The 23,483-nt window shown below is 53.4% G+C and carries 19 protein-coding genes, 1 tRNA gene and 3 pseudogenes; 11 read left to right on the top strand and 12 right to left on the bottom strand.

All coding sequences use genetic code 11. The features are described 5' to 3' along the window. The first annotated feature begins 140 nt into the window (after positions 1 to 140). The gene (gene ribA / locus AU509_RS07340; protein WP_085653299.1) at positions 141 to 734 is read left to right on the top strand and encodes a GTP cyclohydrolase II; all 594 of its coding nucleotides are present in this window, start codon (positions 141 to 143) and stop codon (positions 732 to 734) included. A 40-nt stretch (positions 735 to 774) separates the two neighbouring features. On the opposite strand, the gene AU509_RS07335 is transcribed toward ribA, so the two are convergent. Beyond that, positions 775 to 2,394 (bottom strand): ABC transporter substrate-binding protein, encoded by a 1,620-nt coding sequence (locus tag AU509_RS07335; protein ID WP_094118018.1) that lies wholly within the window; start codon positions 2,392 to 2,394, stop codon positions 775 to 777. Positions 2,395 to 2,504: 110 nt separating this feature from the next. Then, positions 2,505 to 5,188 (bottom strand): annotated as a pseudogene (acnA, locus tag AU509_RS07330) (aconitate hydratase AcnA). A gap of 428 nt (positions 5,189 to 5,616) precedes the next feature. Between acnA and gstA the strand changes: the two are divergent. Beyond that, on the top strand, positions 5,617 to 6,231 hold the full coding sequence (gene gstA / locus AU509_RS07325; RefSeq protein ID WP_094118017.1) for a glutathione transferase GstA: 615 nt from the start codon (positions 5,617 to 5,619) through the stop codon (positions 6,229 to 6,231). A 66-nt stretch (positions 6,232 to 6,297) separates the two neighbouring features. Here the strand turns inward: gstA and pdxY are convergent, their stop codons facing one another. The 5 genes and pseudogenes from pdxY to anmK form a co-directional block, all read right to left on the bottom strand. Then, on the bottom strand, positions 6,298 to 7,161 hold the full coding sequence (gene pdxY, locus AU509_RS07320) for a pyridoxal kinase PdxY (RefSeq protein ID WP_094118016.1): 864 nt from the start codon (positions 7,159 to 7,161) through the stop codon (positions 6,298 to 6,300). 84 nt (positions 7,162 to 7,245) lie between these two features. Further along, positions 7,246 to 8,523: a tyrosine--tRNA ligase gene (gene tyrS, locus AU509_RS07315; protein ID WP_094118015.1), complete on the bottom strand. Its 1,278-nt coding sequence runs from the start codon at positions 8,521 to 8,523 to the stop codon at positions 7,246 to 7,248. Between the two features lie 214 nt (positions 8,524 to 8,737). After that, positions 8,738 to 9,439 carry a pyridoxamine 5'-phosphate oxidase gene (pdxH, locus tag AU509_RS07310; protein ID WP_094118014.1) on the bottom strand — a complete coding sequence of 234 codons (702 nt, stop codon included), beginning with the start codon at positions 9,437 to 9,439 and terminating at the stop codon, positions 8,738 to 8,740. A gap of 93 nt (positions 9,440 to 9,532) precedes the next feature. Then, complete coding sequence (locus tag AU509_RS07305; protein WP_094118013.1) at positions 9,533 to 9,841, bottom strand: MliC family protein; 309 nt, start codon at positions 9,839 to 9,841, stop codon at positions 9,533 to 9,535. Between the two features lie 78 nt (positions 9,842 to 9,919). Beyond that, positions 9,920 to 11,004, bottom strand: a pseudogene (gene anmK / locus AU509_RS07300) (anhydro-N-acetylmuramic acid kinase). A gap of 367 nt (positions 11,005 to 11,371) precedes the next feature. Here anmK and AU509_RS07295 point away from each other — a divergent pair. Further along, complete coding sequence (locus AU509_RS07295) at positions 11,372 to 11,839, top strand: outer membrane lipoprotein (protein ID WP_085652829.1); 468 nt, start codon at positions 11,372 to 11,374, stop codon at positions 11,837 to 11,839. 143 nt (positions 11,840 to 11,982) lie between these two features. On the opposite strand, the gene slyA is transcribed toward AU509_RS07295, so the two are convergent. Beyond that, the gene (gene slyA / locus AU509_RS07290) at positions 11,983 to 12,420 is read right to left on the bottom strand and encodes a transcriptional regulator SlyA (protein ID WP_085652828.1); all 438 of its coding nucleotides are present in this window, start codon (positions 12,418 to 12,420) and stop codon (positions 11,983 to 11,985) included. A gap of 179 nt (positions 12,421 to 12,599) precedes the next feature. Beyond that, entirely contained in the window at positions 12,600 to 12,839 is a 240-nt protein-coding gene (locus AU509_RS07285) for a DUF1289 domain-containing protein (RefSeq protein ID WP_085652827.1), read from the bottom strand. A 314-nt stretch (positions 12,840 to 13,153) separates the two neighbouring features. Between AU509_RS07285 and gloA the strand changes: the two genes are divergently transcribed. Both gloA and rnt read left to right on the top strand, forming a co-directional pair. Further along, positions 13,154 to 13,561, top strand: coding sequence for a lactoylglutathione lyase (gene gloA, locus AU509_RS07280; protein ID WP_026742642.1), 408 nt, complete (start codon positions 13,154 to 13,156; stop codon positions 13,559 to 13,561). Between the two features lie 109 nt (positions 13,562 to 13,670). Further along, positions 13,671 to 14,345, top strand: coding sequence for a ribonuclease T (rnt, locus tag AU509_RS07275; protein WP_085652826.1), 675 nt, complete (start codon positions 13,671 to 13,673; stop codon positions 14,343 to 14,345). Between the two features lie 88 nt (positions 14,346 to 14,433). On the opposite strand, the gene AU509_RS07270 is transcribed toward rnt, so the two are convergent. After that, complete coding sequence (locus AU509_RS07270) at positions 14,434 to 14,784, bottom strand: Grx4 family monothiol glutaredoxin (RefSeq protein WP_085652825.1); 351 nt, start codon at positions 14,782 to 14,784, stop codon at positions 14,434 to 14,436. Between the two features lie 338 nt (positions 14,785 to 15,122). Here AU509_RS07270 and AU509_RS07265 point away from each other — a divergent pair, with 338 nt between their 5' ends. Further along, positions 15,123 to 16,046 (top strand): C40 family peptidase, encoded by a 924-nt coding sequence (locus tag AU509_RS07265; RefSeq protein ID WP_094118012.1) that lies wholly within the window; start codon positions 15,123 to 15,125, stop codon positions 16,044 to 16,046. A 110-nt stretch (positions 16,047 to 16,156) separates the two neighbouring features. Here AU509_RS07265 and cydH read toward each other — a convergent pair whose 3' ends face one another. Continuing rightward, positions 16,157 to 16,249 carry a cytochrome bd-I oxidase subunit CydH gene (gene cydH / locus AU509_RS17795; protein WP_099045404.1) on the bottom strand — a complete coding sequence of 31 codons (93 nt, stop codon included), beginning with the start codon at positions 16,247 to 16,249 and terminating at the stop codon, positions 16,157 to 16,159. Positions 16,250 to 16,625: 376 nt separating this feature from the next. Here cydH and purR point away from each other — a divergent pair, with 376 nt between their 5' ends. Then, entirely contained in the window at positions 16,626 to 17,651 is a 1,026-nt protein-coding gene (gene purR / locus AU509_RS07260; RefSeq protein ID WP_085652823.1) for an HTH-type transcriptional repressor PurR, read from the top strand. A gap of 348 nt (positions 17,652 to 17,999) precedes the next feature. Continuing rightward, complete coding sequence (gene cfa / locus AU509_RS07255; RefSeq protein ID WP_085652822.1) at positions 18,000 to 19,151, top strand: cyclopropane fatty acyl phospholipid synthase; 1,152 nt, start codon at positions 18,000 to 18,002, stop codon at positions 19,149 to 19,151. 47 nt (positions 19,152 to 19,198) lie between these two features. Here the strand turns inward: cfa and AU509_RS07250 are convergent, their stop codons facing one another. Continuing rightward, on the bottom strand, positions 19,199 to 19,846 hold the full coding sequence (locus AU509_RS07250) for a riboflavin synthase subunit alpha (protein ID WP_085652821.1): 648 nt from the start codon (positions 19,844 to 19,846) through the stop codon (positions 19,199 to 19,201). A 264-nt stretch (positions 19,847 to 20,110) separates the two neighbouring features. Here AU509_RS07250 and AU509_RS07245 point away from each other — a divergent pair. The 3 genes and pseudogenes from AU509_RS07245 (at position 20,111) to AU509_RS07235 (ending at position 23,454) form a co-directional block, all read left to right on the top strand. Beyond that, positions 20,111 to 21,483: pseudogene (locus AU509_RS07245) on the top strand (MATE family efflux transporter). Positions 21,484 to 21,636: 153 nt separating this feature from the next. Next, a tRNA-Val gene (locus AU509_RS07240) sits at positions 21,637 to 21,713 on the top strand. A gap of 343 nt (positions 21,714 to 22,056) precedes the next feature. Next, positions 22,057 to 23,454 (top strand): NAD(P)/FAD-dependent oxidoreductase, encoded by a 1,398-nt coding sequence (locus AU509_RS07235; RefSeq protein WP_094118011.1) that lies wholly within the window; start codon positions 22,057 to 22,059, stop codon positions 23,452 to 23,454. Positions 23,455 to 23,483: the final 29 nt, after the last annotated feature.

Here is a 23,483-nt window from a genome sequence, read left to right as displayed (position 1 = left end):
AAGTGTAGGCTTTGTTTTGCCTCTGATAAGTCCCACCAGCCTAAAAAACCGCCATTCATCCGGTCTTTTGTTAGCCTGCTATAGAGGTTTTGAGCAAAAGTAGTAGGATGCACTCTGTCTTTTTTATGTTGGAGATTAACATGCAGCTAAAACGGGTCGCCGAAGCCAAATTACCCACGCCGTGGGGCGATTTCCTGATGGTAGGCTTTGAAGAAACCGCGACCGGGCATGACCACCTTGCGTTGGTGTATGGCGATATCTCCGGCTCCGAGCCTGTGCTGGCCCGCGTTCATTCTGAATGCCTGACGGGCGACGCGCTGTTTAGCCTGCGCTGCGACTGTGGTTTTCAACTCGAAGCCGCGCTGAATCAGATTGCCGAAGCTGGCCGCGGGGTACTGCTCTATCATCGTCAGGAAGGCCGCAACATCGGTCTGCTGAACAAAATCCGCGCCTACGCCTTGCAGGACAAAGGCGCAGATACCGTTGAAGCGAATCATCAGTTAGGTTTCGCCGCGGATGAACGCGACTTCACACCCTGTGCGGATATGTTCAAGCTGTTGGGGGTCGCGCAGGTTCGGTTGCTCACCAACAACCCGCAGAAGGTAAAAACTTTGACCGAAGCGGGCATCAACATCGTCGAACGCGTGCCGCTGGTTGTGGGGCAAAATCCGAAAAACGAACGTTACATGGCGACCAAAGCCGCCAAGATGGGCCACCTGCTGGAAGGCAAATAGCGCCCTAAGGGCGTCAGGGCAAGTCCCTGACGCCCTCTTCTCAGTGTTTAGTAATATAAAAATCCCGTGTGTAGAAATTCCCCATCAGATCGGTTTTGAAACCTCCGACGTAAGGTTTGACCAGTTGACTACGCACGTAGTAGTACATCGGAATCAGCGGCATTTGCTGCTGCAAAATCGCTTCCGCCTGATGGTAATAAGCGTTGCGCTGCTCCAGGCTACCTGCTGTTATCGCCTTATCTTGTAGTGCGTCGAAGGCGGGATCGCTGAATTTACCCTGATTGTTGCTGTCATTGGTGCGCATGGTATTGAAGTAAGTTGACGGCTCATTGTAGTCAGCGACCCATGACGATCTGACCACCTGAAAACGGCCGTCACGCATCGTATCCAGCATCGTTTTCCACTCCTGATTGGCCAGCGTCGCCTCTACGCCCAAAGACTGTTTCCACATCGCACTGGCGGCGATCGCCAGTTTCTGATGCGCTTCTGACGTGTTGTAGAGCAGTTCAAAACGCAAAGGATGGTCTTTGCCGAAACCGGCCTCCTGCAGCAGTTTTTTGGCCTCCGCAATACGCTGCTGCTGAGTCCAGTTAGCCCAGACGGGCTGATGGCTGGTATAGCCCGCCATTCCGCTGGGGATATAGTTATAGGCGGGTTTTTCCCCCATCCCCATCACCTTCTCCGCGATCACATTTTTATCCAGCGCCAGATCGAGCGCTCGCCGCACACGCGCGTCATTAAACGGCGGTTTCTGGGTATTTAATTTATAGAAATAGGTCGAGAGGAACGGAGACACTCTGACCTGCCCCGGCAGCGACTGCTGTAGAAACTTAAACAGCTGGGGCGGCAGCGTATTCGTGATGTCGATCTCGCCAGACTTATAGCGATTGGTTTCCGCGGTCGGCGATGGGATCGGCAGATAGGTGACCTTGTCTATCACCGTGTGCGGATTGTCCCAGTAGCGAGTATTGCGCTTTCCCACCAGCCGTTCATTGACCACCCATTCGCTGAGCGTATACGGCCCGCTGCTGACAAAGTGCCCCGGCTGCGTCCAGCTGTCGCCATACTTTTCGACCACCGCTTTCGGCAACGGAGATAACACATAATGCGAAGCCATCGACAAAAAGTAAGACAGCGGCTGGTCGAGCGTGATCTGCACCGTTTGCGGATCCAGCGCCTTGATGCCCAGCGTCTCAGGGCCTTTTTCGCCTCGCGTAATCGCCTTGGCATTCAGCAGATGCATGCTTTGAATAAACGATTGGTACGGCGATAGCGTTTTCGGATCGCTGAGGCGTTGCCAGCTGAACACCACATCGTCGGCCGTGATCGGACTGCCGTCCGACCACATCAGGCCGGGCCGCAAATGAAACGTCCACACCTGATAGTCCTTGTTTTCCCAACGCTCGGCTAACCCCCCGCTGAAGCTGCCGTCATCGTTCGCCCAGATCAGATTATCGAAGAAGTCATGAATGATATTGGCCTCAACGTCGCTTTCCGCGCGATTCGGGTCCAACGTCGCGGGTTCCGATCCATTACCGCGCACCAGCTCCTGTTTATCCGCTAAGACGGTGCCAGCCGGCACGATCGCCGCTTCTACCGCTGATGTCACCATGCTCAATGCGCTCAGCATCACCGCCAGCCTGATATGTTCCTTTGCCATTGTGTTTCCCTCTTACACGATGTGATGGTAAAAACCTGCGGCCTCAGTGATACGCGATTTTCTCACCTCGAACAAGAGGACGTACGTATGGTCGACACAAAGTGACAATGTCACTTGTCGTTTAGCATATTGCGGATGACATAATGCAAAATTCCGCCGTGACGGTAGTAGGTCAGCTCGTTTCCGGTATCAATCCGGCAGTGGGTATTTACCGTTTGCGTTTCTCCCTCGTCGGATACGATCGTCACCGCCACCGTACTGCCGGGTTGCAAATCGGTCAGTCCAGCAATATCGATACGCTCTCCCCCGTTCAGTCCCAGCGTTTTGCGAGTGACGCCTACCGGAAATTCCAAAGGGAGAATCCCCATGCCAATCAGGTTGGAACGGTGAATACGCTCGAACGTTTCGGCAATGACGACGCGAACGCCCAGCAGGCACGGTCCTTTCGCGGCCCAGTCTCTGCTCGACCCCGAGCCGTACTCCTTGCCCGCGATCACGGCCAACGGCACCTGATCCTGCTGATAGCGCATCGCGGCATCGTAAATCGCCAGGACGTCCTGCGAGGGAATATGTCGCGTATAACCCCCTTCCTTGCCTGGGACCATTTCATTGCGAATACGAATGTTGGCGAACGTCCCGCGCATCATCACTTCATGATTTCCACGACGAGAGCCATAGGAGTTGAACGCGTCTGGCTCCACGCCATTCGCCTGCAAATAGCGGCCCGCCGGGCTGTCAGCTTTGATATTTCCCGCAGGAGAAATGTGGTCGGTCGTGACGGAGTCGCCCAAAATGGCAAGGATTCTGGCGTTGTGAATGTCTTTGACCGGCTCCGGCACGATCTGCATCGTATTGAAAAACGGCGTTTGACGGATGTAGGTCGAGTCCGCCGGCCAGCGATAAGTCGGTTCGTTGCCGACCGCGATCCCCTGCCACTCCGCCGTTCCCGAAAAGACTTCGGCGTACTCGCGACGAAACATATCGCTACTGACCATTTGCACCGCGTCAGCGACTTCTTTTGCAGAAGGCCAGATATCGCGCAGATAAACCGGCTGGCCCTGGTCATCCTCGCCCAGCGGATCGCGGCTCAGATCTACCGTCATATTGCCCGCCAGCGCGTAGGCCACCACTAGCGGCGGAGACGCCAGCCAGTTCGTTTTTACCAAGGGGTGAATGCGCCCCTCAAAGTTGCGGTTGCCGGACAGCACGGCGCCGACGGTCAAGTCACCTTGCCGAATCGCCGCTTCAACCGGCGCAGGCAGTGGCCCGGAGTTACCGATACAGGTAGTGCAGCCGTACCCCACCAGATTAAAGCCCAGACGGTCCAACGCCTCGGTGAGCCCGGCGCGAGCCAGATATTCCGTCACCACCCGAGAACCGGGCGCGAGTGAGGTTTTCACCCACGGACGAGTCCGCAGTCCGCGCGCCACGGCATTGCGTGCCAGCAAGCCCGCCGTCATCAACACATTCGGGTTAGAGGTATTAGTGCAAGAAGTGATGGCCGCGATGACGACAGCGCCTTCCCGCAGCGCATGCGTTTCACCAGCCAATTTGAACGTCGGCGCGACGCTCTGCGACGGCGGGTTGGTATTCAGATCCAGCTCCCGACTGGCCTGAAAAGCCGCAGGCACATCCGCCAATGCAACCCGGTCCTGAGGTCGTTTAGGACCGGCCAGACTGGTTTCCACCATGCCCATATCCAGCTCAAGCTGGCTGGAAAAACGAGGTTCATCCCCCGGATTGCGCCAGAGCCCCTGACGCTTGGAGTAGCTTTCCACCAGCGCAATCTGCTCTTCGCTGCGGTTGGTCAGGCGCAGGTAATCCAGGGTCACTTCATCGACGGGGAAAAAGCCGCAGGTCGCCCCATACTCTGGCGCCATGTTGCCCAGCGTCGCCCGATCGGCCAGCGGCAAATGGGCTAAACCATCACCGTAAAACTCCACGAATTTGCCGACCACGCCGTGTTTGCGCAGCATCTGGGTCACCGTCAGCACCAAATCGGTCGCGGTGATGCCTTCGCGCATTCGTCCCGTCAGCTTGAATCCGACAACGTCCGGGATCAGCATGGAGATGGGCTGACCCAGCATCGCCGCCTCAGCCTCAATGCCTCCGACGCCCCAGCCCAATACGCCCAAACCATTCACCATCGTCGTATGAGAATCAGTACCGACCAAGGTATCCGGATAGGCGATTCGCTGCTCCCCATCCTGTTCAAACCAGACGGTTTTCGCCAAATACTCCAGATTCACCTGATGACAGATGCCGGTGCCAGGCGGCACCACGCTGAAGTGGCGGAAGGCTTTCTGCCCCCATCGCAGAAACGCATAGCGCTCATGATTACGCATCATTTCGAGTCGCGTATTCTCCTCCAGCGCGTTTTGTTCGCCGAAGTGGTCTACCGTCACCGAATGGTCGATCACCAAATCGACCGGGCTTGCGGATTAACCTTGTCGACATCGCCACCGAGCCGACGCACGGCATCCCGCATCGCCGCCAAATCAACCACGGCGGGTACGCCGGTGAAGTCCTGCATCAGCACACGTGCAGGTCGGTAGGCGATTTCTCGATCGCCGTGGGTGCTGACTTGCCACGCGACCAGCGCACGCAGATCGTCATCACCGACGCTATCGCCGTCGTAGAATCGCAGAACATTTTCGAATAACACTTTCAGGGACTTGGGCAAGGCGTCAATGTTGCCCCAACGATCGGCGGCCAACGCCAGACTAAAGAAATGATAGGTGTGCTGACCCGCGGTCAGCGTTTCCATGCAGGCAGTGCGATGTTGTGTTGACATGCTTCCTCCGGGCTAATGCGGACCTACCCTGCGAGGCGCCGTGATGGCAAACAGGACGTCCGCGCCAGCGGGCAGGAGTGCCATAACTGATGGCCGCCAGCAGACAATAACCGGCATCTGTTTGTGGTTTTATTTAAAGATAACACAAACAAAAAATAACGTTTCCATAACAACGGCCGTTATTATAACGATAGGCATGAGCTAAAAACACGGCGCTACCTGCGGTATCGCGTGAGAAATGTGAGAGAAAAATCGGTCGAAGAGCACGCAGATAAGTGCGGAGAAAGGCAGACGCGAATTAATTTTTACTGTAAATAATATGCGAGGCAACGCACATCACGCCTCAACGATTTCTCACCATAATGCAACAGCCTACAACAAGAACAACACACCGAACCGAATGGCAGTTTTTACGGAAGGAACGACGTATGAAACTCTATTACACCCCTGGCAGTTCCGCGCTGTTTCCTCACATCATCCTGTGCGAAACGCGCGCGCACTTCACGCTGGAACGGGTGGACCTGCACACCAAGAGAACGGAACAAGGCCGGGATTACCTGCATATCGCGCCTAAAGGTTTAGTCCCGGCACTGGAGCTGGACGACGGCAGCGTACTCACCGAAGCGGTCGCCATCGGGCTCTATCTGGCGGACAAAGCCCCGCAATGTAACCTCATCGCGCCTCCCGATACGATCCATCATTACCATGCCATCGAGTGGTTGAACTACATCGCAATGGAAGTGCACAAGGCGGTTTCGCCGCTGTTTCGCCCCGGCACCCCGGAATCGTATAAAGACCTGATGAGAAGCTACCTGAAGCAGCGGTTCAACTACCTGAACATGGTGCTGAGCGAGCATGACTACCTCATCGGCAATCGGTTTGGCGTCGCCGATGCCTATTTGTTCACTATCGCCCGCTGGACGCATAAGTTGAAGTTCGACTTGAGCGCATTCCCAGCGTTGAACCATTACATTGAGCGCGTCGGGAACCGGCCGTCGGTAGAAAAAGCGATGACGGCGGAAGGACTGGAGCTTATTACCTGAGTCAGCCGTTCTGGAGTCAAAAACGGGGAGCATTGCGTTCCCCGTTTTTGTTTTGCAGATAACGCCTTATCCGAGTCGGACGGCCTGGAAATGATGGCGAGGATGTGCGATCCCATCCTGTGCCGCCACCAGCTGTAGTTCGTACTGTTTCATTTCACTGGTCATCAGCATGACGTCGTATACGGCGGCCGTGGTGTGCTCCAGCGCTTTCTCCAGCGCAACGACTTTGAGCAAGTTCACCAACAGCAAACCGCTAGTCAAATCACCGACGCCCACGGGCTGTTTCTCGCCAAAATCCACCAGCGGGCGGCTGATATGCCAGGCTTCTGTCGCCGTCACCAGCAGCATTTCGAAGCTGTCCTGACGGTAGGCCGCGCGGCTCAAATGTTTCACCAACACCAGTTTCGGACCGCGCTGACACAGTTCTCGACACGCCGAGACCGCCTCATCAACGTTGTGCACCGTGCGTCCGCTCAGCAGTTCCAGTTCAGGCAGGTTGGGCGCAATGGCGTCACTGACCAATAACGACTGGTTACAGTGGAAGTCCGTCACGCCGGGGGCGACGATACAGCCTTTCTCAGGCGTCCCCATCACCGGGTCACAGAAATAGATCGCATTCGGGTTGGCCGCTTTGACCTGACGAACGATATCCAGGATGTGCGCGCCCTGCTCGGGAGAACCGATGTAACCGCTCAATACCGCGTCGCAGTCCTTCAGTCGGTCGATGTTGCTGATACCTTGTACAATTTCGGTCAGATGTTCAGCTGGCATGACGCAGCCGGTCCACTGTCCGTACTGGGTATGATTGGAAAACTGCACCGTGTTCAACGGCCAGACGTTGACGCCCATACGGCGCATCGGAAATTCGGCGGCGCTGTTGCCGGCATGGCCAAAGACGACGTGAGACTGGATCGACAGTATATTTTTCATGAACGATTGCTACCCTTGCCCCTGTATTGCGATTTTTCCCGTTATAAAAAAATAAAGGGAGCATCGCGCTCCCTTCAAAAACGATCACGCTTTCCAGCAAACCAGACAGTAATGTTTCTTACCGCGGCGCAACAGCGTGTAACGACCGTATAAACGGTCTTCATCACTGAAGGTGTATTCCGCATTGCTCTGCTTTTCGCCATTCACGGAAACGGCGTTGGACGAAATCATCGTCCGCGCCTGACCGCGTGATGGCACCAGCTCAGCGCTGACCAACGCCTGCTGGAGGTCGGCGCCTTTTTCCAGTTCGATGGTCGGCATCCCGTCCTGCGCCAGCTGGGAGAAGTCTTCCTCCGTCATATCCTGCAACGCGCCGGAGAACAAGCTGTCCGTGATACGACGCGCCGCGGCCAAACCTTCATCGCCATGCACCATCTGAGTGACCAGCTCGGCCAGCACGTACTGCGCGCGCGGTGCCTTGCCGCTGTTGCGGTCTTCTTCTTCCAGCGCGTTGATCTCTTCGATGCTCAAGAAGGTAAAGAATTTCAGGAAGCGATAGACGTCTGCATCCGCAGTGTTGATCCAGAATTGATAGAATTTGTACGGGCTGGTTTTGCTGGCATCCAGCCATACCGCGCCGCCTTCGGTTTTCCCGAATTTCGTGCCGTCGGCTTTTGTAATCAGCGGAACCGTCAGGCCGAAGACCTGTTTTTGATTCATACGGCGCGTCAGGTCGATACCAGAAGTGATGTTACCCCACTGATCGGAACCGCCAATCTGCAGCTCAACACCATGCGCGCTGTTCAGAGAGGTAAAATCGTAACCCTGCAGCAGGTTGTAGGAGAATTCGGTGAAGGAGATGCCCACGTCGTCGCGGTTAAGACGCTGTTTGACCGCCTCTTTGTTGATCATCTGGTTCACAGAGAAGTGTTTACCGATATCACGCAGGAACGTCAGTACGTTCATGGAGCCGAACCAGTCGTAGTTGTTGGCGGCAATGGCGCTGTTTTCGCCACAGTCGAAGTCCAGGAACGGGGCGACCTGACGTCGAATTTTTTCCACCCACTCGTTCACAGTGTCTTCGGTGTTCAGCTTGCGTTCGGTCGCTTTAAAGCTCGGGTCGCCGATCAGGCCGGTCGCTCCGCCCACCAGCGCCACCGGTTTGTGGCCCGCCATCTGGAAACGTTTCAGGCAAAGCAGCGGAACCAGATGCCCCAAATGCAAGCTGTCGGCGGTCGGATCGAAACCGCAATACAGTGCAATCGGCCCTTGCGCCAGTCGCTCTGCTAACGCTTCCTCATCCGTCACCTGAGCCACGAGGCCCCGCTCTTGCAATTGTTTTACCAGGTTACTACTCGCCATTGGGAACTCCATTTTATAGAAAATCGTGTCGTATCCCCGGCGTTTGGCCGCCGGGAAACGTACTGGTGCCATAATTCCAACCACGTTGGAACAAAGGATAACCGTCGAATCTGATGCTATACAATAAGCCGCCGTTCGCGGTGAGCGGCAGAAAACGCCATAGAATAAAGCGCGGTTAGCGGGAGCGCCAGAGGCTTGTGCAGGTTTTCGTCCGTTACGGCGCGAGACGGTCTATTTGCCATCCATTTTCCTGACGTTGATAAAGGAAACGGTCGTGCAATCGATGCGTACCGCCCTGCCAAAACTCCATGCTGTCGATATGCACGCGGTAACCGCCCCAAAAGCTGGGGAGCGGCACTTCGCCGTGTTGAAACTTCTGCTTCAACTCCAGGAATTTGCTTTCGAGAATACCGCGCGCGGAGATACGACTGGACTGTCTCGACACCCACGCGCCGATCTGACTGTCTTTGGGGCGGCTATTGAAGTATTTAAACACGTCCAGCGTCGGCAGTTTTTCAGCGTGGCCGATGACCGCCACCTGACGATCCAGCATCTGCCACGGGAAAAGCAGGCTGATGCGGGCATTGTTGGCCAACTGCTGGGCTTTGCGGCTACCGAGGTTGGTATAAAACACCATGCCCTGACGGTCGAAATGTTTCAGCAAGACAATACGTTGATAAGGTTGACCCGTTTCATCCACCGTGGCGACGCACATCGCGGTGGGATCGCTCAACCGAGCGTCGCAGGCCTGCTTCAACCAGCGTTCGAACATATCTAACGGATCTTCCGTCAGATCGCGACGGTGCAGCCCGCCCTGGGTATATTCGCGGCGTAAATCCGCGATATCAGTTTGAACAGCTGAGGCTTCGGGCGCTATCGCAACCGTATTACGTGAGGGTTCATTTTCCGTTGTCATTGCGTCCTTCCATCACACAAACGGGGATCTACGTGAAATCATTCTGCGCCCGCCGGGTGAAAATCTCAATGTTGATAGCCCCCAATCTGTCCGTTACTTCAGCACACAGTCATCGACGATCAGTTTGCCGTTTCGTTGGATTGCAGCCCGATTGCCGGTACGCTCAAAGGTATAGTTATCATCGCTGTACCGTGCTCCCGCGCTATCAGCGATCTCTGATAAGCGAAGCCGTTCGCCATCGAGCAAGAACGCGACCTGCTCGTGACCCTGCTGCTGCGTCTGGGTCACCGTCAGCGGCATCGTCCCACATTGATAGTGCATCACGTTATCCTGAGCATGCCTGAATTGACTACAGCCGCTCAAAAGCACCAGCGCCATCCCCGCCAGCCACATTCTGTTCATCGCTATCTCCCATCGTGATTGTTGAACCGGAAAGCAGTCTACCAACCGGTCGGATGGGATGAGCTCAGGAAAGTCCGATTAGTCGGACATTGCAGGATAAATCGCGCCCAATACCGTTTCCTGACTAGCGCCGGTCACCGAGGGCAGATTCCCGGGCAAGCCCGAGAGCGTGCGGTAGGCCAACCAGGCAAAAGCCAACGCTTCCATGTCATCGCCGCTAATGCCAAAGGCATCAGTCGGGCTAACGGCTGTCTCAGGCAACAATGCCGCTAGCCGTTGCATCAAGAGCGGGTTACGCGCCCCACCGCCGCAAACCAGTAATCGTTCGGCCCCACCGGACTGCGTAATCTGCCGGATGATGCTGACCGCAGAGAGTTCCACGAGCGTGGCCTGGACATCAGCCGGTTCGATCTCAGGAAAAGACTCCAGCTGTTGTTCAAGCCAACGTAGATTGAAATATTCTCGCCCCGTGCTCTTCGGCGCAGGCAGCGAAAAATAGGGATCGCTCAGCATGCGCTGCAATAACCCGTGATGTACTCTGCCGCTCAGCGCCCACACGGCGTCTTTGTCATAGGCGAGTGACTGATGCTGGCGAATCCATGCATCGAGCAGCATATTGCCGGGTCCGGTATCAAAACCGGTGACCGGCTGGCCCGGCAACAGCAGAGAAAGATTCGCGATACCGCCGATATTGAGAATGACTCGCCGTTCGCTTTCGTTGCTAAGCAGCGCGTGATGAAAAGCCGGGACCAACGGCGCGCCCTGCCCACCCAATGCCATGTCTCGTCGACGAAAATCCCCCACCGTCGTGATACCGGTCCGGGCCGCGATCTGGTTGTTATCGCCGATTTGCATCGTACTGGGAACCGGGCTTTGAGGCTCATGCCACACCGTTTGTCCGTGGCAGCCGATGGCCGTAATGTCTCCGGCCCGCAGCGAAGTCTGCGCCAACAGCGTTTGAACCGCCTCGGCGAATAGCTCCCCAATTGCGTATCCAACTGCCCCACCGCTGACAATGTCACCGCCTGGCCTTGGCACATACCGAGAATCGCCTGTTTCATCATTTCCGGCATGGGGTGGCAATGGCTGGCGAGCTGAACCACATGCCCTTCGCCAATCTCGGCCAGCACCACATCGACGCCATCCAGGCTAGTGCCTGACATGACTCCTATATATCTTCCTGACTGCATGTCTGCTTACCTGCGCCTATAGTTAACAGTAAGTGAGTCTTATCACTAACGTAGAGTCTTAGAGAAATAGTCAATCAAAAAAGCAGGTTACCTTTTTTGATGACATGAAATACAGTATTCCGATACCGTCATTCCGGGCAACACGTCTAAAATTGACCGCGATGATGACGACAGGCAGTTCAAGCGGGAACTTTGTAGCGTGTTTATCATCAATTTAAGCGCAGTGTTTTAACTTGGTGTTTAAAGTGGAATGGCGCTGGGAACAGACCATAATCTAAACACACCTCTTTTTCGCCGGCACCCGGCTGTGCCAGCCCGACATAGTCATTAGGAGTTTTTTATGATGAAGCGTTTCATTGTCATTGCCATCGCAAGCGTCACACTGGCTGGCTGCGCAAACACCAGCACGTTATCAGGCGATGTCTACAGCGCATCCGAAGCCAAGCAGGTTCAAACCGTGACTTACGGTACGGTCGTTTCCACCCGTCCGGTGCAGATTCAAGCTGGTGAGGACAACAACGTCATCGGCGCGGTAGGCGGCGCGGTTCTCGGTGGTTTCCTGGGGAATACCATTGGCGGAGGCGCAGGACGTAGTCTGGCGACGGCCGCGGGTGCGGTCGCAGGCGGCGTGGCTGGGTCGAGCATTGAAGGCGCAGCGAATCGTACTCAAGGCGTTGAGCTCGAAATTCGCCGCGATGACGGCAGCACCATCATGGTGGTCCAAAAACAAGGAAATACCCGCTTTTACTCGGGCCAACGTGTAGCCATGGCAAACAATGGCCGAACCCTGACAGTTTCCCCTCGTTAACGCTAAACAAACACAATCACCACCCATAGGGGTGGTGATTTGGCACTTCAATTAATTGTTGATAAACCGTTCAGCCAACTCTCGTCAATAAACGATGGCGCAAATAACTCTCTATTACTTATCCATTTTAGAAATGCATTTAATTAGGATTGGCTCTCATGTAATGACAGTATATTTTTTTCCAATCGAGATATAATTACCGTTAATTTATCTACTTCTTCTGGCGTAATGCCATCCAGTATTTCACTGCGCGTTTGTTGTATAACATCATTCACCGCCACAATGATTGGATCAGCCATTTCAGTCAAAAGAATACGCTTTGCGCGTCGATCGTGTGTACAAATATGTCTCGTGATCAGCCCTTTATCTTCCAGCTGGTCCAACGTACGGACTAATGAAGGCTGCTCAATACCAATCGCTTTCGCTAGCTGGATTTGAGACTGTCCGGGGGGCAGTTCATGTATATTATGCAAAGTGACCCAATGTGTCTGAGTCAAGTCCAAAGGCTTTAAACGTTGATCAATCAAAGCGCGCCAAACACGTACCAACCGAGCTAAATCAGATCCTAATGGCAATTCCATCACCTCTCCTTATAATTAGCAGACTAAGTTATATCCCTGGATTGCAACCATTTCTGATTTAATAGAAAAGAAAATAAGAAGTTAAATTTTGTTCTAAAAGCGCAAGAGATTTTACCAAATAATAATTAATTAAAAATGATCTTACACTTAATTTTTGGCATTAAACATCACAACAAACATTAAAACAAGGGCGGTTGTTCCGGCTCTGTAGATGATAATGGTTGTTCTACTCTCTCGTACCGCTTCATTCTTTGTCGGCATAGCCTCAAAACATTCTGTTTTTCAGCATCGCTCATCTGAGTCCAGGTAAAACGTTCTGTCCGACTACGGAAACATCCGCGGCAAAAACCACGTTCATTCGCTTGGCAGATACCACGACAGGGATTAGGTACAGGAAAAAGTTCGAGCTGCTCAGCCACGGGACCTCCTCATCGGATCCCTTTATTGAACCGTTGTTAGCAATAGCAGGCAAGCATTCGTTGCCGATATCCGTAAAATAGTTCAGGTAATTGACTAACCGCAACCCAATTCTTAGCAGACCATAACAGGTCCGATAGTCTTCTGTCGATGAAAACCCTAAAATCACAAATGCACGTTTCCGTTCATTAAACAGAGTGTTAACACATTGAAAAATAATGATTTGGACTGAAAGTTTTATGAACGCTATACTTTGCAGACTATTTTCCGTGGTCCACGGTGATGGTGACTGACAAAAGCCGAATGAGAGGAAATTATGCGTTTACTTCATACCATGCTGCGTGTTGGCGACTTACAACGTTCCATTAACTTTTATACCCAGGTATTGGGCATGCGACTGTTACGCACGAGCGAAAATACGGAATACCGCTATTCATTGGCTTTTGTAGGCTACACGGAAGAGAGCGAAGGCGCTGTGATTGAGTTGACGTATAACTGGGGCGTCGATAGCTACGATTTGGGCTCAGCCTATGGGCACATCGCACTGGGCGTAGATGACGTGGCAGCCACCTGTGACCGCATTCGCCAGGACGGTGGCAAGGTGACGCGTGAAGCAGGCCCGGTTAAAGGCGGAACGACTATTATCGCCTTCGTTGAAGATCCTGACGGATATAAAATCGAGCTGATTGAAAACAAACATGCCGGCCAGGGCTTGGGCAACTAACCTATCCCACTGACGGGCGCGCCACCGCGTCCGTCGCCTCCGCATTACTGCATCCCCTTCAAAAGTTTGCCATAATACGCACTGCATTTTTGCTAAAGAAAAGAGACTGATGGCTGAGAAAATTAATCTGAACGCACTGAGCGCCCGTTTTCGCGGGTTTTATCCTGTCGTCATCGACGTGGAAACCGCTGGATTCAATGCTAAAACGGATGCGCTGCTTGAGATTGCAGCCATCACGCTGAAAATGGATGACAACGGCTGGTTGCAGCAGGACCAGACACTACATTTCCATGTAGAACCTTTCGAAGGCGCCAACCTGCAGCCCGAAGCGCTGGCCTTCAACGGCATCGATCCCAGTAATCCGCTCCGCGGCGCCGTCAAAGAATACGATGCACTGCACGAAATTTTTAAAATGGTGCGGAAAGGGATGAAAGATCAAGGCTGTAATCGCGCTATCGTGGTGGCGCACAACGCCACTTTCGATCACAGTTTTCTCATGGCCGCTGCCGAACGTTGCAGCCTCAAGCGTAACCCTTTCCACCCCTTCGCCACCTTTGATACTGCCGCCTTAAGCGGACTGGTTGTTGGGCAAACCGTGTTGGCTAAAGCCTGCATCACCGCCGGAATTCCGTTTGACTCTTCGCAGGCGCATTCCGCGTTGTATGACACCCAACGCACCACGCTGCTGTTCTGTGAACTGGTTAATCGTTGGAAAAAAATGGGCGGATGGCCGTTGCCGCTTAATGAGTCCGAAGAAGACAATACCGCCGAGGCTCAGCGTTAAACTTCATTTAGACACAATAAGGGCGGCCTAAGCCGCCCTATTCAGTGCCGGACGCGCGGTCAATCCCGCCATCGTCCCAACCTCTGACTTACTCTTGGTCCTGCTGCTGAGCATTATGCTTTTCAGCCGTTTCTTTGATCAGCTTCGGCAACTCACCGCTCTGATACATTTCGATTATTATGTCACAGCCACCGACCAGCTCACCATCGACCCATAGCTGTGGGAACGTCGGCCAGTTGGCATATTTAGGCAGTTCCGCACGGATATCCGGGTTCTGCAGGATATCGACATAAGCAAAACGCTCGCCGCATGCCGACAACGCTTGAACCGCCTGAGCAGAAAAACCACAGCTCGGCAGTTTTGGGGAACCTTTCATATACAGCAGAATCGGGTTTTCAGCGATTTGACGCTGGATTTTCTCAATTGTCGTTGTCGTCATTCTATTGCTTCCTTAAAGCACGTGATGGCTAATGATAAGCCACTAGCCATAGCATCAGTAAAGGGCATACGCTCACCCCAACTACTCTGACACATTTTAACGATAGCGATAACCACAAAAAACGCCATCTTTTGTAAGGTTATCGACGAATGGTTTTTAGAAACGGTAACCGGTTAAATGATCAACAAAAATAAGCATTAATACCGAGAAAAAAATACGTATTAACGATTTTTCACTATTCTGTACTCATTAACTGCTTATTCGCGCTTTGTAATCATGCTGATTTGAGGAATACTGTGGAAATCGGACGTTCAAGAACAACCATCGGTCAGACTATAATGCGTTTACTTGCGACTTTTTTCGTATTGGTTTTTAGCAGCTTGGTTTTCAGCCAGGCGATATCGGCCCCCCACGATCCGGCGATAACGCCCCGTAAATCCACCGTCGATCCCTCGGATGCCGCCGATACGAAGAAAAATAAAGAAACCAAAAACGCTAAAAAATCCGGAACATCCACACAAGACAAGAAAAAAATCCGCAGTAAACCGCCGAAGACTCAAACCACCGTTGATGCCAATAACAACAAAAATGCCAAACGCGGCGTAAAACATGCATCGGCAGTGACCCGCACCACTTCAAATAAAGACGTTTCTCCCCGTCAATCCACGCAAAAGAACGTCAAAAAAATATCCAGGCCCCTAACCACACTGGCGTCGACTAAGAAAATGTCGAAACGGGCCCACCCAGCAAGCATGAAAAAAGAAAAGACAACCGCCAGTCGTATCACCCGTAGCAGAAAAGACGATGTGGTCGAAACCGACGGTCTGACGCTAAGCGCCGCGCATAAACAACGCTCGCAGCGCGCTAAAGTCACCGCGATGAACAAGCTAATGAGCCAAATCGGCAAACCCTACCACTGGGGCGGTTCATCGCCATACACCGGCTTCGATTGCAGCGGCTTGGTTTATTACGCCTACAAAGATATTGTGAAAATCCCCATTCCTCGTACCGCCAATGAAATGTTTCATCTGCGTGATGCCGCGCCAATCAAGAAAAACGAGCTGGAAAGCGGTGATTTAGTGTTCTTCCGTATCAACCACCGCGGGACGGCGGATCATGTCGGCGTTTATGTTGGAAACGGGAAATTCATTCAGTCTCCGCGCGCCGGATCAGATATTAAAATCAGCAAGCTCAGCGAAGATTATTGGCAGGAACATTACATAGGCGCACGTCGGGTCGTCATGCCTCAGACAGTCCGATAATCTGCGGCAATCTTTCGAACTGAAGCAAATAGAAAAAGGGACCGAAGTCCCTTTTTTCCCACGTACTCACGCGAAAGAAGTCCGGTGAGCACCATTGTTGGCAGAACAGTTTATGCGCCAAATACCGCGGTAAAGCTAAAGGCAACAATCACCGCCAATGCCGCTACCGTCGTCAACAGCGACATTTTCAAATTCGTATCCATCACTCTCTCCTCAATTTTTCAGCACAACACACAAGGTCGCAATGCCGGTTCATTATAGGGGAACCGACGACGTTCAGCACTCAAACGATGAATATAATGTTATGGGAAAGTGACCTTTCTGTTCCATTCCAGCAGTACGGTGCGTTAATCGTTACAGGATAAGAATAAACACTTCCACTTTCAGGCCAGATCGGACAGAATTGCCGGTTTACTGCTGTACGAACTCCGTTGGTCGAGCATCATTTCCTATCTTCAGGTATATCCGTCGACACCCTCCTTCTGAATGACACCTATCTTCAGAAAGAGAAGAATTCGCGCAGGCAAACGATTAACAAGTTACTTACTGCTGCAGGAAGTAGGTTTAGGAGTCATTTAGATGGCAACGATTAAAGATGTGGCAAAACGTGCTGGCGTTTCAACCACAACCGTATCCCACGTCATTAATAAGACCAGATTCGTCGCCGAAGAGACTAAAGCCGCCGTTCGCGCCGCCATTGACGAACTGCATTATTCTCCGAGCGCGGTCGCACGCAGCCTGAAAGTCAATAACACCAAGTCTATCGGCCTGCTGGCGACATCCAGCGAAGCGCCCTATTTCGCGGAGATTATCGAATCAGTCGAAAACAGCTGCTATGCCAAAGGCTACACGCTGATTCTCTGCAATTCCCATAACGATCTGGACAAACAACGAGCCTATCTCGCCATGCTGGCGCAAAAGCGCGTGGATGGGCTGCTGGTGATGTGTGCGGAATACCCGCCAGAGCTTCTGTCGATGCTGGAAGGCTATCGTCACATCCCGATGGTGGTGATGGACTGGGGCCAGGCACACAGCGACTTCACCGATACTGTTATCGATAACGCTTTCGAAGGCGGATACCTCGCCGCGCAATACCTTATTGAACGCGGCCACCGGGACATCGGGGCTATTCCGGGGTTGCAGGAGCGCAATACCGGCAGCGGCCGTTATCTTGGGTTCAGAAAAGCGCTCGAAGAAGCGGGTATTGATCTCCGTGAAGAGTGGATTGTACAGGGCGACTTCGAGCCGGAATCAGGCTACCAAGCCATGCAGAAGATTTTGGCGCAGAAAAATAGACCGACGGCCGTATTCTGCGGCGGCGATATCATGGCGATGGGCGCGCTCTGCGCCGCGGATGAACTTGGGCTGCGCGTGCCTCAGGATATCTCCATTATCGGCTACGATAATGTTCGTCATTCCCGCTACTTCACCCCTGCGCTGACCACCATTCATCAGCCAAAAGAACGGTTAGGACAATCCGCGTTTGCCATGCTGCTTGACCGAATTACCAGCAAGCGGGAAACGTCTCAGGTGATCGAAGTTCACCCGCGATTAATTGAGCGTCGATCCGTGGCTGACGGCCCATTCCGTGATTATCGTCGTTAGTTATTACATCTATTTCGCGTGAAATAATTACCCTCGCCTTTTCTCCTGCTTCAGCCATTTAAAGCTTGTACCCTGGTTGAAGCAGTCATAAACTTGTCATTGTCTTCTAAGACAATAACCTACGAACAAGACATACTGAGCAGTTTACTATCGTGCCGATATAACATATTGCCTACTCTGGCTTTTGTGGCACGGATAGATGCCTTTCGTACCGGCTTTTCTCTTAATTTCCCCCAGTCCCTTTTTCGGGGGATAGACGATGGATCACGTCCACCGACACCTTCTACAGGTAAATATTATCTAAGCTGTTTCTTGCGCTGACCGCTAACAGCAAGATAGGGAGAGGTTATGAGTTCATCTTATGTGGAGGAACTGGGCACCCATAACACGTCCTGGTTCCAGATTGTAAAAGAAATGTTGTCATCGGCGGACATCGCCATTAACGGCTCTCGCCCGTTCGATATTCAGGTGAAAAACCCTGACCTCTATAAACGCGTGTTGCGAGAAGGCTCTCTCGGTCTTGGAGAGAGTTACATGGACGGTTGGTGGGAATGTGAAAGATTGGATATTTTCTTTCACCGCGTACTCCGGGCCGGGCTTGATAATAAGCTCCCCAAACATGTCAGTGATATCGCCCGCGTTGTTATCGCCCGTCTCACCAACCTACAGTCCAAAAAACGAGCCTGGATCGTCGGAAAAGAGCATTACGATCTCGGCAATGACCTTTTCTCACTCATGCTTGACCCTTACATGCAGTACTCCTGCGGCTATTGGAAGGAAGCCGAGACGCTGGAGCAGGCGCAGGAAAACAAGCTGCGCATGATATGCGAAAAACTGCAATTGCAGCGCGGTATGACGCTATTGGATATCGGCTGTGGCTGGGGGGGATTGTCCGAATATGCCGCCAGGCACTATGGCGTATCGGTGACTGGCGTCACCATCTCTCGTGAACAGCAGCGACTGGCGCAAGAGCGATGTCGGGATCTGGACGTCACTATCCTGCTGGAAGATTACCGCGATTTAGATCGTCAGTTCGACCGCATCGTCTCCGTCGGCATGTTCGAACACGTCGGCCCCAAAAATTACGACACCTACTTCCGCGTCGTCCGCAAAAATCTCAAACCCAAGGGCCTGTTCCTGCTGCATACCATCGGCGCGAACAAAACCGACCTATCGGTTGACCCGTGGATTGACCGCTATATTTTTCCCAACGGCTGTCTGCCGTCCGTGCAGCATATCGCGCACGCCAGCGAGCCTTACATGGTAATGGAAGACTGGCACAACTTCGGCGCCGACTATGACCGCACGCTGATGGCGTGGCATGAACGCTTCCATCAGCATTGGCCGGAGCTGGCCAACGCCTATTCCGGACGTTTCCAGCGCATGTTCAGCTATTACCTGAACGCCTGTGCGGGCGCCTTCCGGGCGCGGAATATCCAGTTATGGCAGGTGTTGTTCAGCACAAATGGCGTGGAAGGCGGAATTCGCGCACCACGTTGAGGACTCAGGTTGGCGGAGCTATATTTTCCGCCAACCTGCTATCCCGATCAGGCCTGAGAAGGCGTAGGAACCACGGAAAGAGAAAGGTTCTGATTCGCCAGAACGCGTTCAACGGTGTCGACAATCGCCTGAGTCTGCGGATCGATTTCAATGTTGATGTGATCGCCCAGTCGTTTCTTGCCTAGCGTGGTGCGTTGTAACGTTTCGGGGATCAGATGCACGCAGAAGCGGCTTTTCGTCACTTCACCGACCGTCAGGCTGATCCCGTCGATGCCGACAAACCCTTTGTGCAGAATATACTTCATCAGCGTTTCGTCCGCCGGACGGAACCAGATCTGATGATTATTTTCCGAGGTGAGAATCTTCACGATCTCCGCCGTACACATAATATGGCCGGACATCACATGCCCCCCCACATCATCCCCAAATTTCGCGGCGCGTTCGACGTTAACCCAAGAACCCACCTGCAAATCAGCCAGGTTGGTTAAACGCAGCGTCTCTTTCATGATGTCGAAGCTGACCCGATCGCCGTCGATTTTAGTCACCGTCAGGCAGCAGCCGTTATTAGCGATAGACGCACCGATCTGTAACCCGGGCAGCAGCTCATGCGGCAGCTGCAGGACATGAGTGCGGAAGTTGCTTTTTTCATCAATAGACACCACCGGCGCGGTGCCTTGAACGATACCGGTAAACATTAATTCTGCCTCTTTACAAATCCAATTCGATTAGAGAATGTCGCAGACCTCAGGCCCGCGACAAAAGCGCTAACGTCAGTTTGCACGATATGGTGTGATATGGGTAGTTTGACAGACAGTTTTACCTGCTAGGTTTAGCCGCTATATATAGACAAGTTATTGGTAAAATGTTGTTAGAACATTACAATACCCCACTTTTTTCAAATAAATAGGATGATAGCGTCATCTCGAATGACGAACTGTCGATCTACAAAAGGTGTTCGCGTGCAAAAGTACCTATCCGAAGCGCGTCAGCTGTTAACGCTAGCAATTCCCGTCATCATCGCGCAGGTGTCTCAAACATCCATGGGTGTCGTCGATACCATTATGGCCGGTTCGTACAGCGCTACCGACATGGCGGCGGTGGCGGTCGGCACTTCGATCTGGCTGCCGGTCATCCTGTTCGGCCACGGTCTATTGATGGCGTTGACGCCGGTGGTGGCCCAGCTCAACGGCTCAGGCCGGCGTGAACGCATCGCGCATCAGCGGCAGCAGGCCTTTCTGCTGGCCGCCGCGGTTTCCGTCGTCACCATGCTCGTGCTCTATCAAGCGACAAAGTCATTCATCTGATGCACAACGAGTCGCCGGAGCTGGCGGACAAGGCGGTGGGGTATCTGCGTGCGCTGCTTTGGGGCGTGCCGGGCTACCTGTTTTTCCAGGTGCTGCGCAGCCAGTGCGAAGGGCTATCCAAAACCAAGCCGGGGATGATCGTCGGTTTCATCGGCCTGCTGGTCAACATCCCGATCAACTACGTGTTTATTCACGGTAAGCTTGGCATGCCCGAATTGGGTGGGATCGGCTGCGGCGTCGCCACTGCCTCGGTGTACTGGACCATGCTGTTTTTGCTGGCGGGCTACATGCGCCGGGCCCGCTGGATACAGGATATCAGCAGCTATGCCACGCCCTTGCGCCCCGACTGGCCCGTCATCAAACGGCTATTCAATCTTGGACTGCCGATCGCCCTGGCGATCCTGTTCGAAGTCAGCCTGTTCGCGGTTGTCGCCCTGCTCGTGTTGCCGCTGGGCGTCATCGATGTCGCCGGCCATCAGATAGCACTTAACTTCAGCTCGCTGATGTTTGTTCTGCCGATGTCGCTTGGCGTCGCCGCCACGATTCGGGTCGGGCACCGGCTTGGGGAAGGCTCTGTGCCTAATGCTCGCATTGCCGCCCGCACCAGCATTTTTTGCGGCGTTGCGCTGGCGCTCTGCACGGCAATATTCACCGTTGTAATGCGTGAACCGATCGCCTTGCTTTACAATGACAATCCTCAGGTTGTTGCGATGGCCTCGCATTTGATGCTGCTTGCCGCTATCTATCAGGTGTCGGATGCCATTCAGGTTATTGGCAGCGGCGTTTTGCGCGGCTACAAAGACACCCGCTCTATTTTCTTTATCACCTTCACCGCCTACTGGGTGCTCGGTCTGCCCTTCGGCTACATGCTGGCGCTAACGGATCTATTGGTCACGCCGATGGGTCCGGCAGGATTCTGGTGCGGATTTATCATTGGCCTGACCGCTTCCGCCATTATGATGGGTTTGCGTATTCGTTGGGTACAGAACCAGCCTGCGTCGGTCACGCTGGCGCGTTCAGAGCATTAAGCCACTGAAATGATGAAAAAAACGGCGAACTGGATATAAGCTCATCAATCGAACCGGCAAGGCGGCAATTTGGTTTATTTGCCCCTTGCCAGCCGCCGTTCAGGTCGTTAATATCCGTCCCCGTTGTCGCACAGACAGCAGCATTTCAGGAATGCGTTCTTAGCTCAGTTGGTTAGAGCACCACCTTGACATGGTGGGGGTCGATGGTTCGAGTCCATTAGAACGCACCATTCCTGCTTTTTCTTTTCACTAATCCGCCTTTTATTATTTCTTATTCTAAGTGCTAAAATTGCCTGCCTAATGGTCGCACTAAGCCCAAAACCGCCTGTTCTTCAATATGTTCGGCTTCCCCTCCTGTTGACCCCATAGCGCCATTATTTGGCATTAACGCAACACTAACTCTTTATTATTGATAGCTATTTTTCACTTTCCTGACTCAGTTTCCCCCTCCCGTCGTGTCACCGTTTTTTTCTCGCGGACCCGCACGGAAAGCCGTGGTCTTTGTTTCATTTTTGGGCGTGTTTAGACTCAGCTCAAAAGAGACAAAGAATCGTTGTGTTTCAGGAGCCCCCCATGACCACCTATTCAAATCCAGAAGCATTTGCTGACGTAAAATCTTATCCGTTCTGGCTGGACACCCTTACCGCCGGGATGCCCGCGCCCTCGCTGCAAGACAGTGTTTCCTGCGATCTTGCTATCGTCGGCGGCGGCTATACCGGTCTGTGGACGGCGTTGTTGGCCCGTCGCAAATGGCCCGAGAAAAAGATCGTCATTATCGAAGCCAGACGCTGTGGCTCAGAAGCCAGCAGCCGCAACGGCGGTTTCTGCTCGCCAAGCATCTCCCACGGGGTGTCCATCGCGCTCAATCGCTGGCCCAAAGAAGCAAACAAACTTATCGAGTTGGGTAAAACCAATCTGGAAGAGTTGGAAGCGGACCTCCATGAGTTTGGGATGGAAATCGAGTTCGAGCTGTCCGGTCAATTAAATCTGGCGAGCCAGCCCTGGCAAATCGAAGGGCTACGCTCGATGCAGCAGGATTATCAGCGCTTCGGCCTGGAGTGCGAATGGCTGGAAGGCGACAGTCTGGCCGAGAAGCTGAACTCCCCCCGCTACACAGCGGGCCTGTTCGAAACGAACTACGCCATGGTCAACCCCGCCAAAATGGTCAGTGAATTACGACGGGTTTGTCTGTCACAAGGCATCGAACTATATGAAAACAGCGAGGTGAACGCGTTGACGCAACACGGCGGAGACGTCCGGTTGCGGACGGCTTCAGGAGAAGTGCTGGCCAAACAGGTCGTACTCGCCACGAACATTGCCGTGCCGTTGCTGCGCCATCTGGCTTCGACGGTCATCCCTGTCTACGACTACGTGCTGGTGACGCATCCATTGAGCGACGCACAGTTAGCCGATATCGGCTGGACGGGACGTTACGGCATCTCCGACAGCGGCAATAAGTTTCACTATTTCCGTAAAACGGCGGACAACCGCATTCTGTGGGGCGGATATGACGCAATCTACCACTATGGCAGCCGCCGCGACGAGTCGCTGACCCAACGTCCCGAAACGTTTAACCGCCTGGCCGAACAGTTCCGCGACGTTTTCCCTGCCATTCAAGACATCGGCTTCAGCCACGCCTGGGGCGGGATCATCGATACGTCCGCACGCACGACGATGTTTACGGGCTGTGAAGCCGACGGCAAGATTGCCTATGCCTTGGGCTATACCGGACTCGGCGTCTCCGCCTGTCGTTTCGCCGCACTGAATATGCTGGACCAGCTCGCGGGAGAAAAAACACCGCGCACCGAATTGCGCATGCTCTCCCGAGCCCCGATCCACTTTCCACCAGAACCGCTGCGTTTCGCCGGCGTACAGGCGGCAATTCACTCTTTGGCCCGCGAGGACCGGGATGGGCATCGCAATATGCTGCTGAAAACCTTCGATGCTCTGGGTATTGGCTTCGACTCCTGACGGCACCTGAAAGATGTCAAAAAACGGCG

The organism is Lonsdalea britannica (assembly GCF_002111595.1).
Lineage (GTDB): Bacteria > Pseudomonadota > Gammaproteobacteria > Enterobacterales > Enterobacteriaceae > Lonsdalea > Lonsdalea britannica.
Note: the sequence above shows the minus strand (reverse complement) of the source record. Positions and strands in the feature narration are given on the sequence as shown.

What these genes read in the sequence shown, in the direction of transcription:
- tyrS (WP_094118015.1), bottom strand. Translation starts at nt 8,523, where the DNA reads ATGGCGAGTAGTAACCTGGTAAAACAATTGCAAGAGCGGGGCCTCGTG.
- purR (WP_085652823.1), top strand. Translation starts at nt 16,626, where the DNA reads ATGGCAACGATTAAAGATGTGGCAAAACGTGCTGGCGTTTCAACCACA.
- AU509_RS07270 (WP_085652825.1), bottom strand. Translation starts at nt 14,784, where the DNA reads ATGACGACAACGACAATTGAGAAAATCCAGCGTCAAATCGCTGAAAAC.
- AU509_RS07265 (WP_094118012.1), top strand. Translation starts at nt 15,123, where the DNA reads ATGCGTTTACTTGCGACTTTTTTCGTATTGGTTTTTAGCAGCTTGGTT.
- cydH (WP_099045404.1), bottom strand. Translation starts at nt 16,249, where the DNA reads ATGGATACGAATTTGAAAATGTCGCTGTTGACGACGGTAGCGGCATTG.
- gloA (WP_026742642.1), top strand. Translation starts at nt 13,154, where the DNA reads ATGCGTTTACTTCATACCATGCTGCGTGTTGGCGACTTACAACGTTCC.
- AU509_RS07250 (WP_085652821.1), bottom strand. Translation starts at nt 19,846, where the DNA reads ATGTTTACCGGTATCGTTCAAGGCACCGCGCCGGTGGTGTCTATTGAT.
- slyA (WP_085652828.1), bottom strand. Translation starts at nt 12,420, where the DNA reads ATGGAATTGCCATTAGGATCTGATTTAGCTCGGTTGGTACGTGTTTGG.
- pdxH (WP_094118014.1), bottom strand. Translation starts at nt 9,439, where the DNA reads ATGACAACGGAAAATGAACCCTCACGTAATACGGTTGCGATAGCGCCC.
- AU509_RS07305 (WP_094118013.1), bottom strand. Translation starts at nt 9,841, where the DNA reads ATGAACAGAATGTGGCTGGCGGGGATGGCGCTGGTGCTTTTGAGCGGC.
- AU509_RS07335 (WP_094118018.1), bottom strand. Translation starts at nt 2,394, where the DNA reads ATGGCAAAGGAACATATCAGGCTGGCGGTGATGCTGAGCGCATTGAGC.
- rnt (WP_085652826.1), top strand. Translation starts at nt 13,671, where the DNA reads ATGGCTGAGAAAATTAATCTGAACGCACTGAGCGCCCGTTTTCGCGGG.
- cfa (WP_085652822.1), top strand. Translation starts at nt 18,000, where the DNA reads ATGAGTTCATCTTATGTGGAGGAACTGGGCACCCATAACACGTCCTGG.
- AU509_RS07235 (WP_094118011.1), top strand. Translation starts at nt 22,057, where the DNA reads ATGACCACCTATTCAAATCCAGAAGCATTTGCTGACGTAAAATCTTAT.
- AU509_RS07295 (WP_085652829.1), top strand. Translation starts at nt 11,372, where the DNA reads ATGATGAAGCGTTTCATTGTCATTGCCATCGCAAGCGTCACACTGGCT.
- pdxY (WP_094118016.1), bottom strand. Translation starts at nt 7,161, where the DNA reads ATGAAAAATATACTGTCGATCCAGTCTCACGTCGTCTTTGGCCATGCC.
- ribA (WP_085653299.1), top strand. Translation starts at nt 141, where the DNA reads ATGCAGCTAAAACGGGTCGCCGAAGCCAAATTACCCACGCCGTGGGGC.
- gstA (WP_094118017.1), top strand. Translation starts at nt 5,617, where the DNA reads ATGAAACTCTATTACACCCCTGGCAGTTCCGCGCTGTTTCCTCACATC.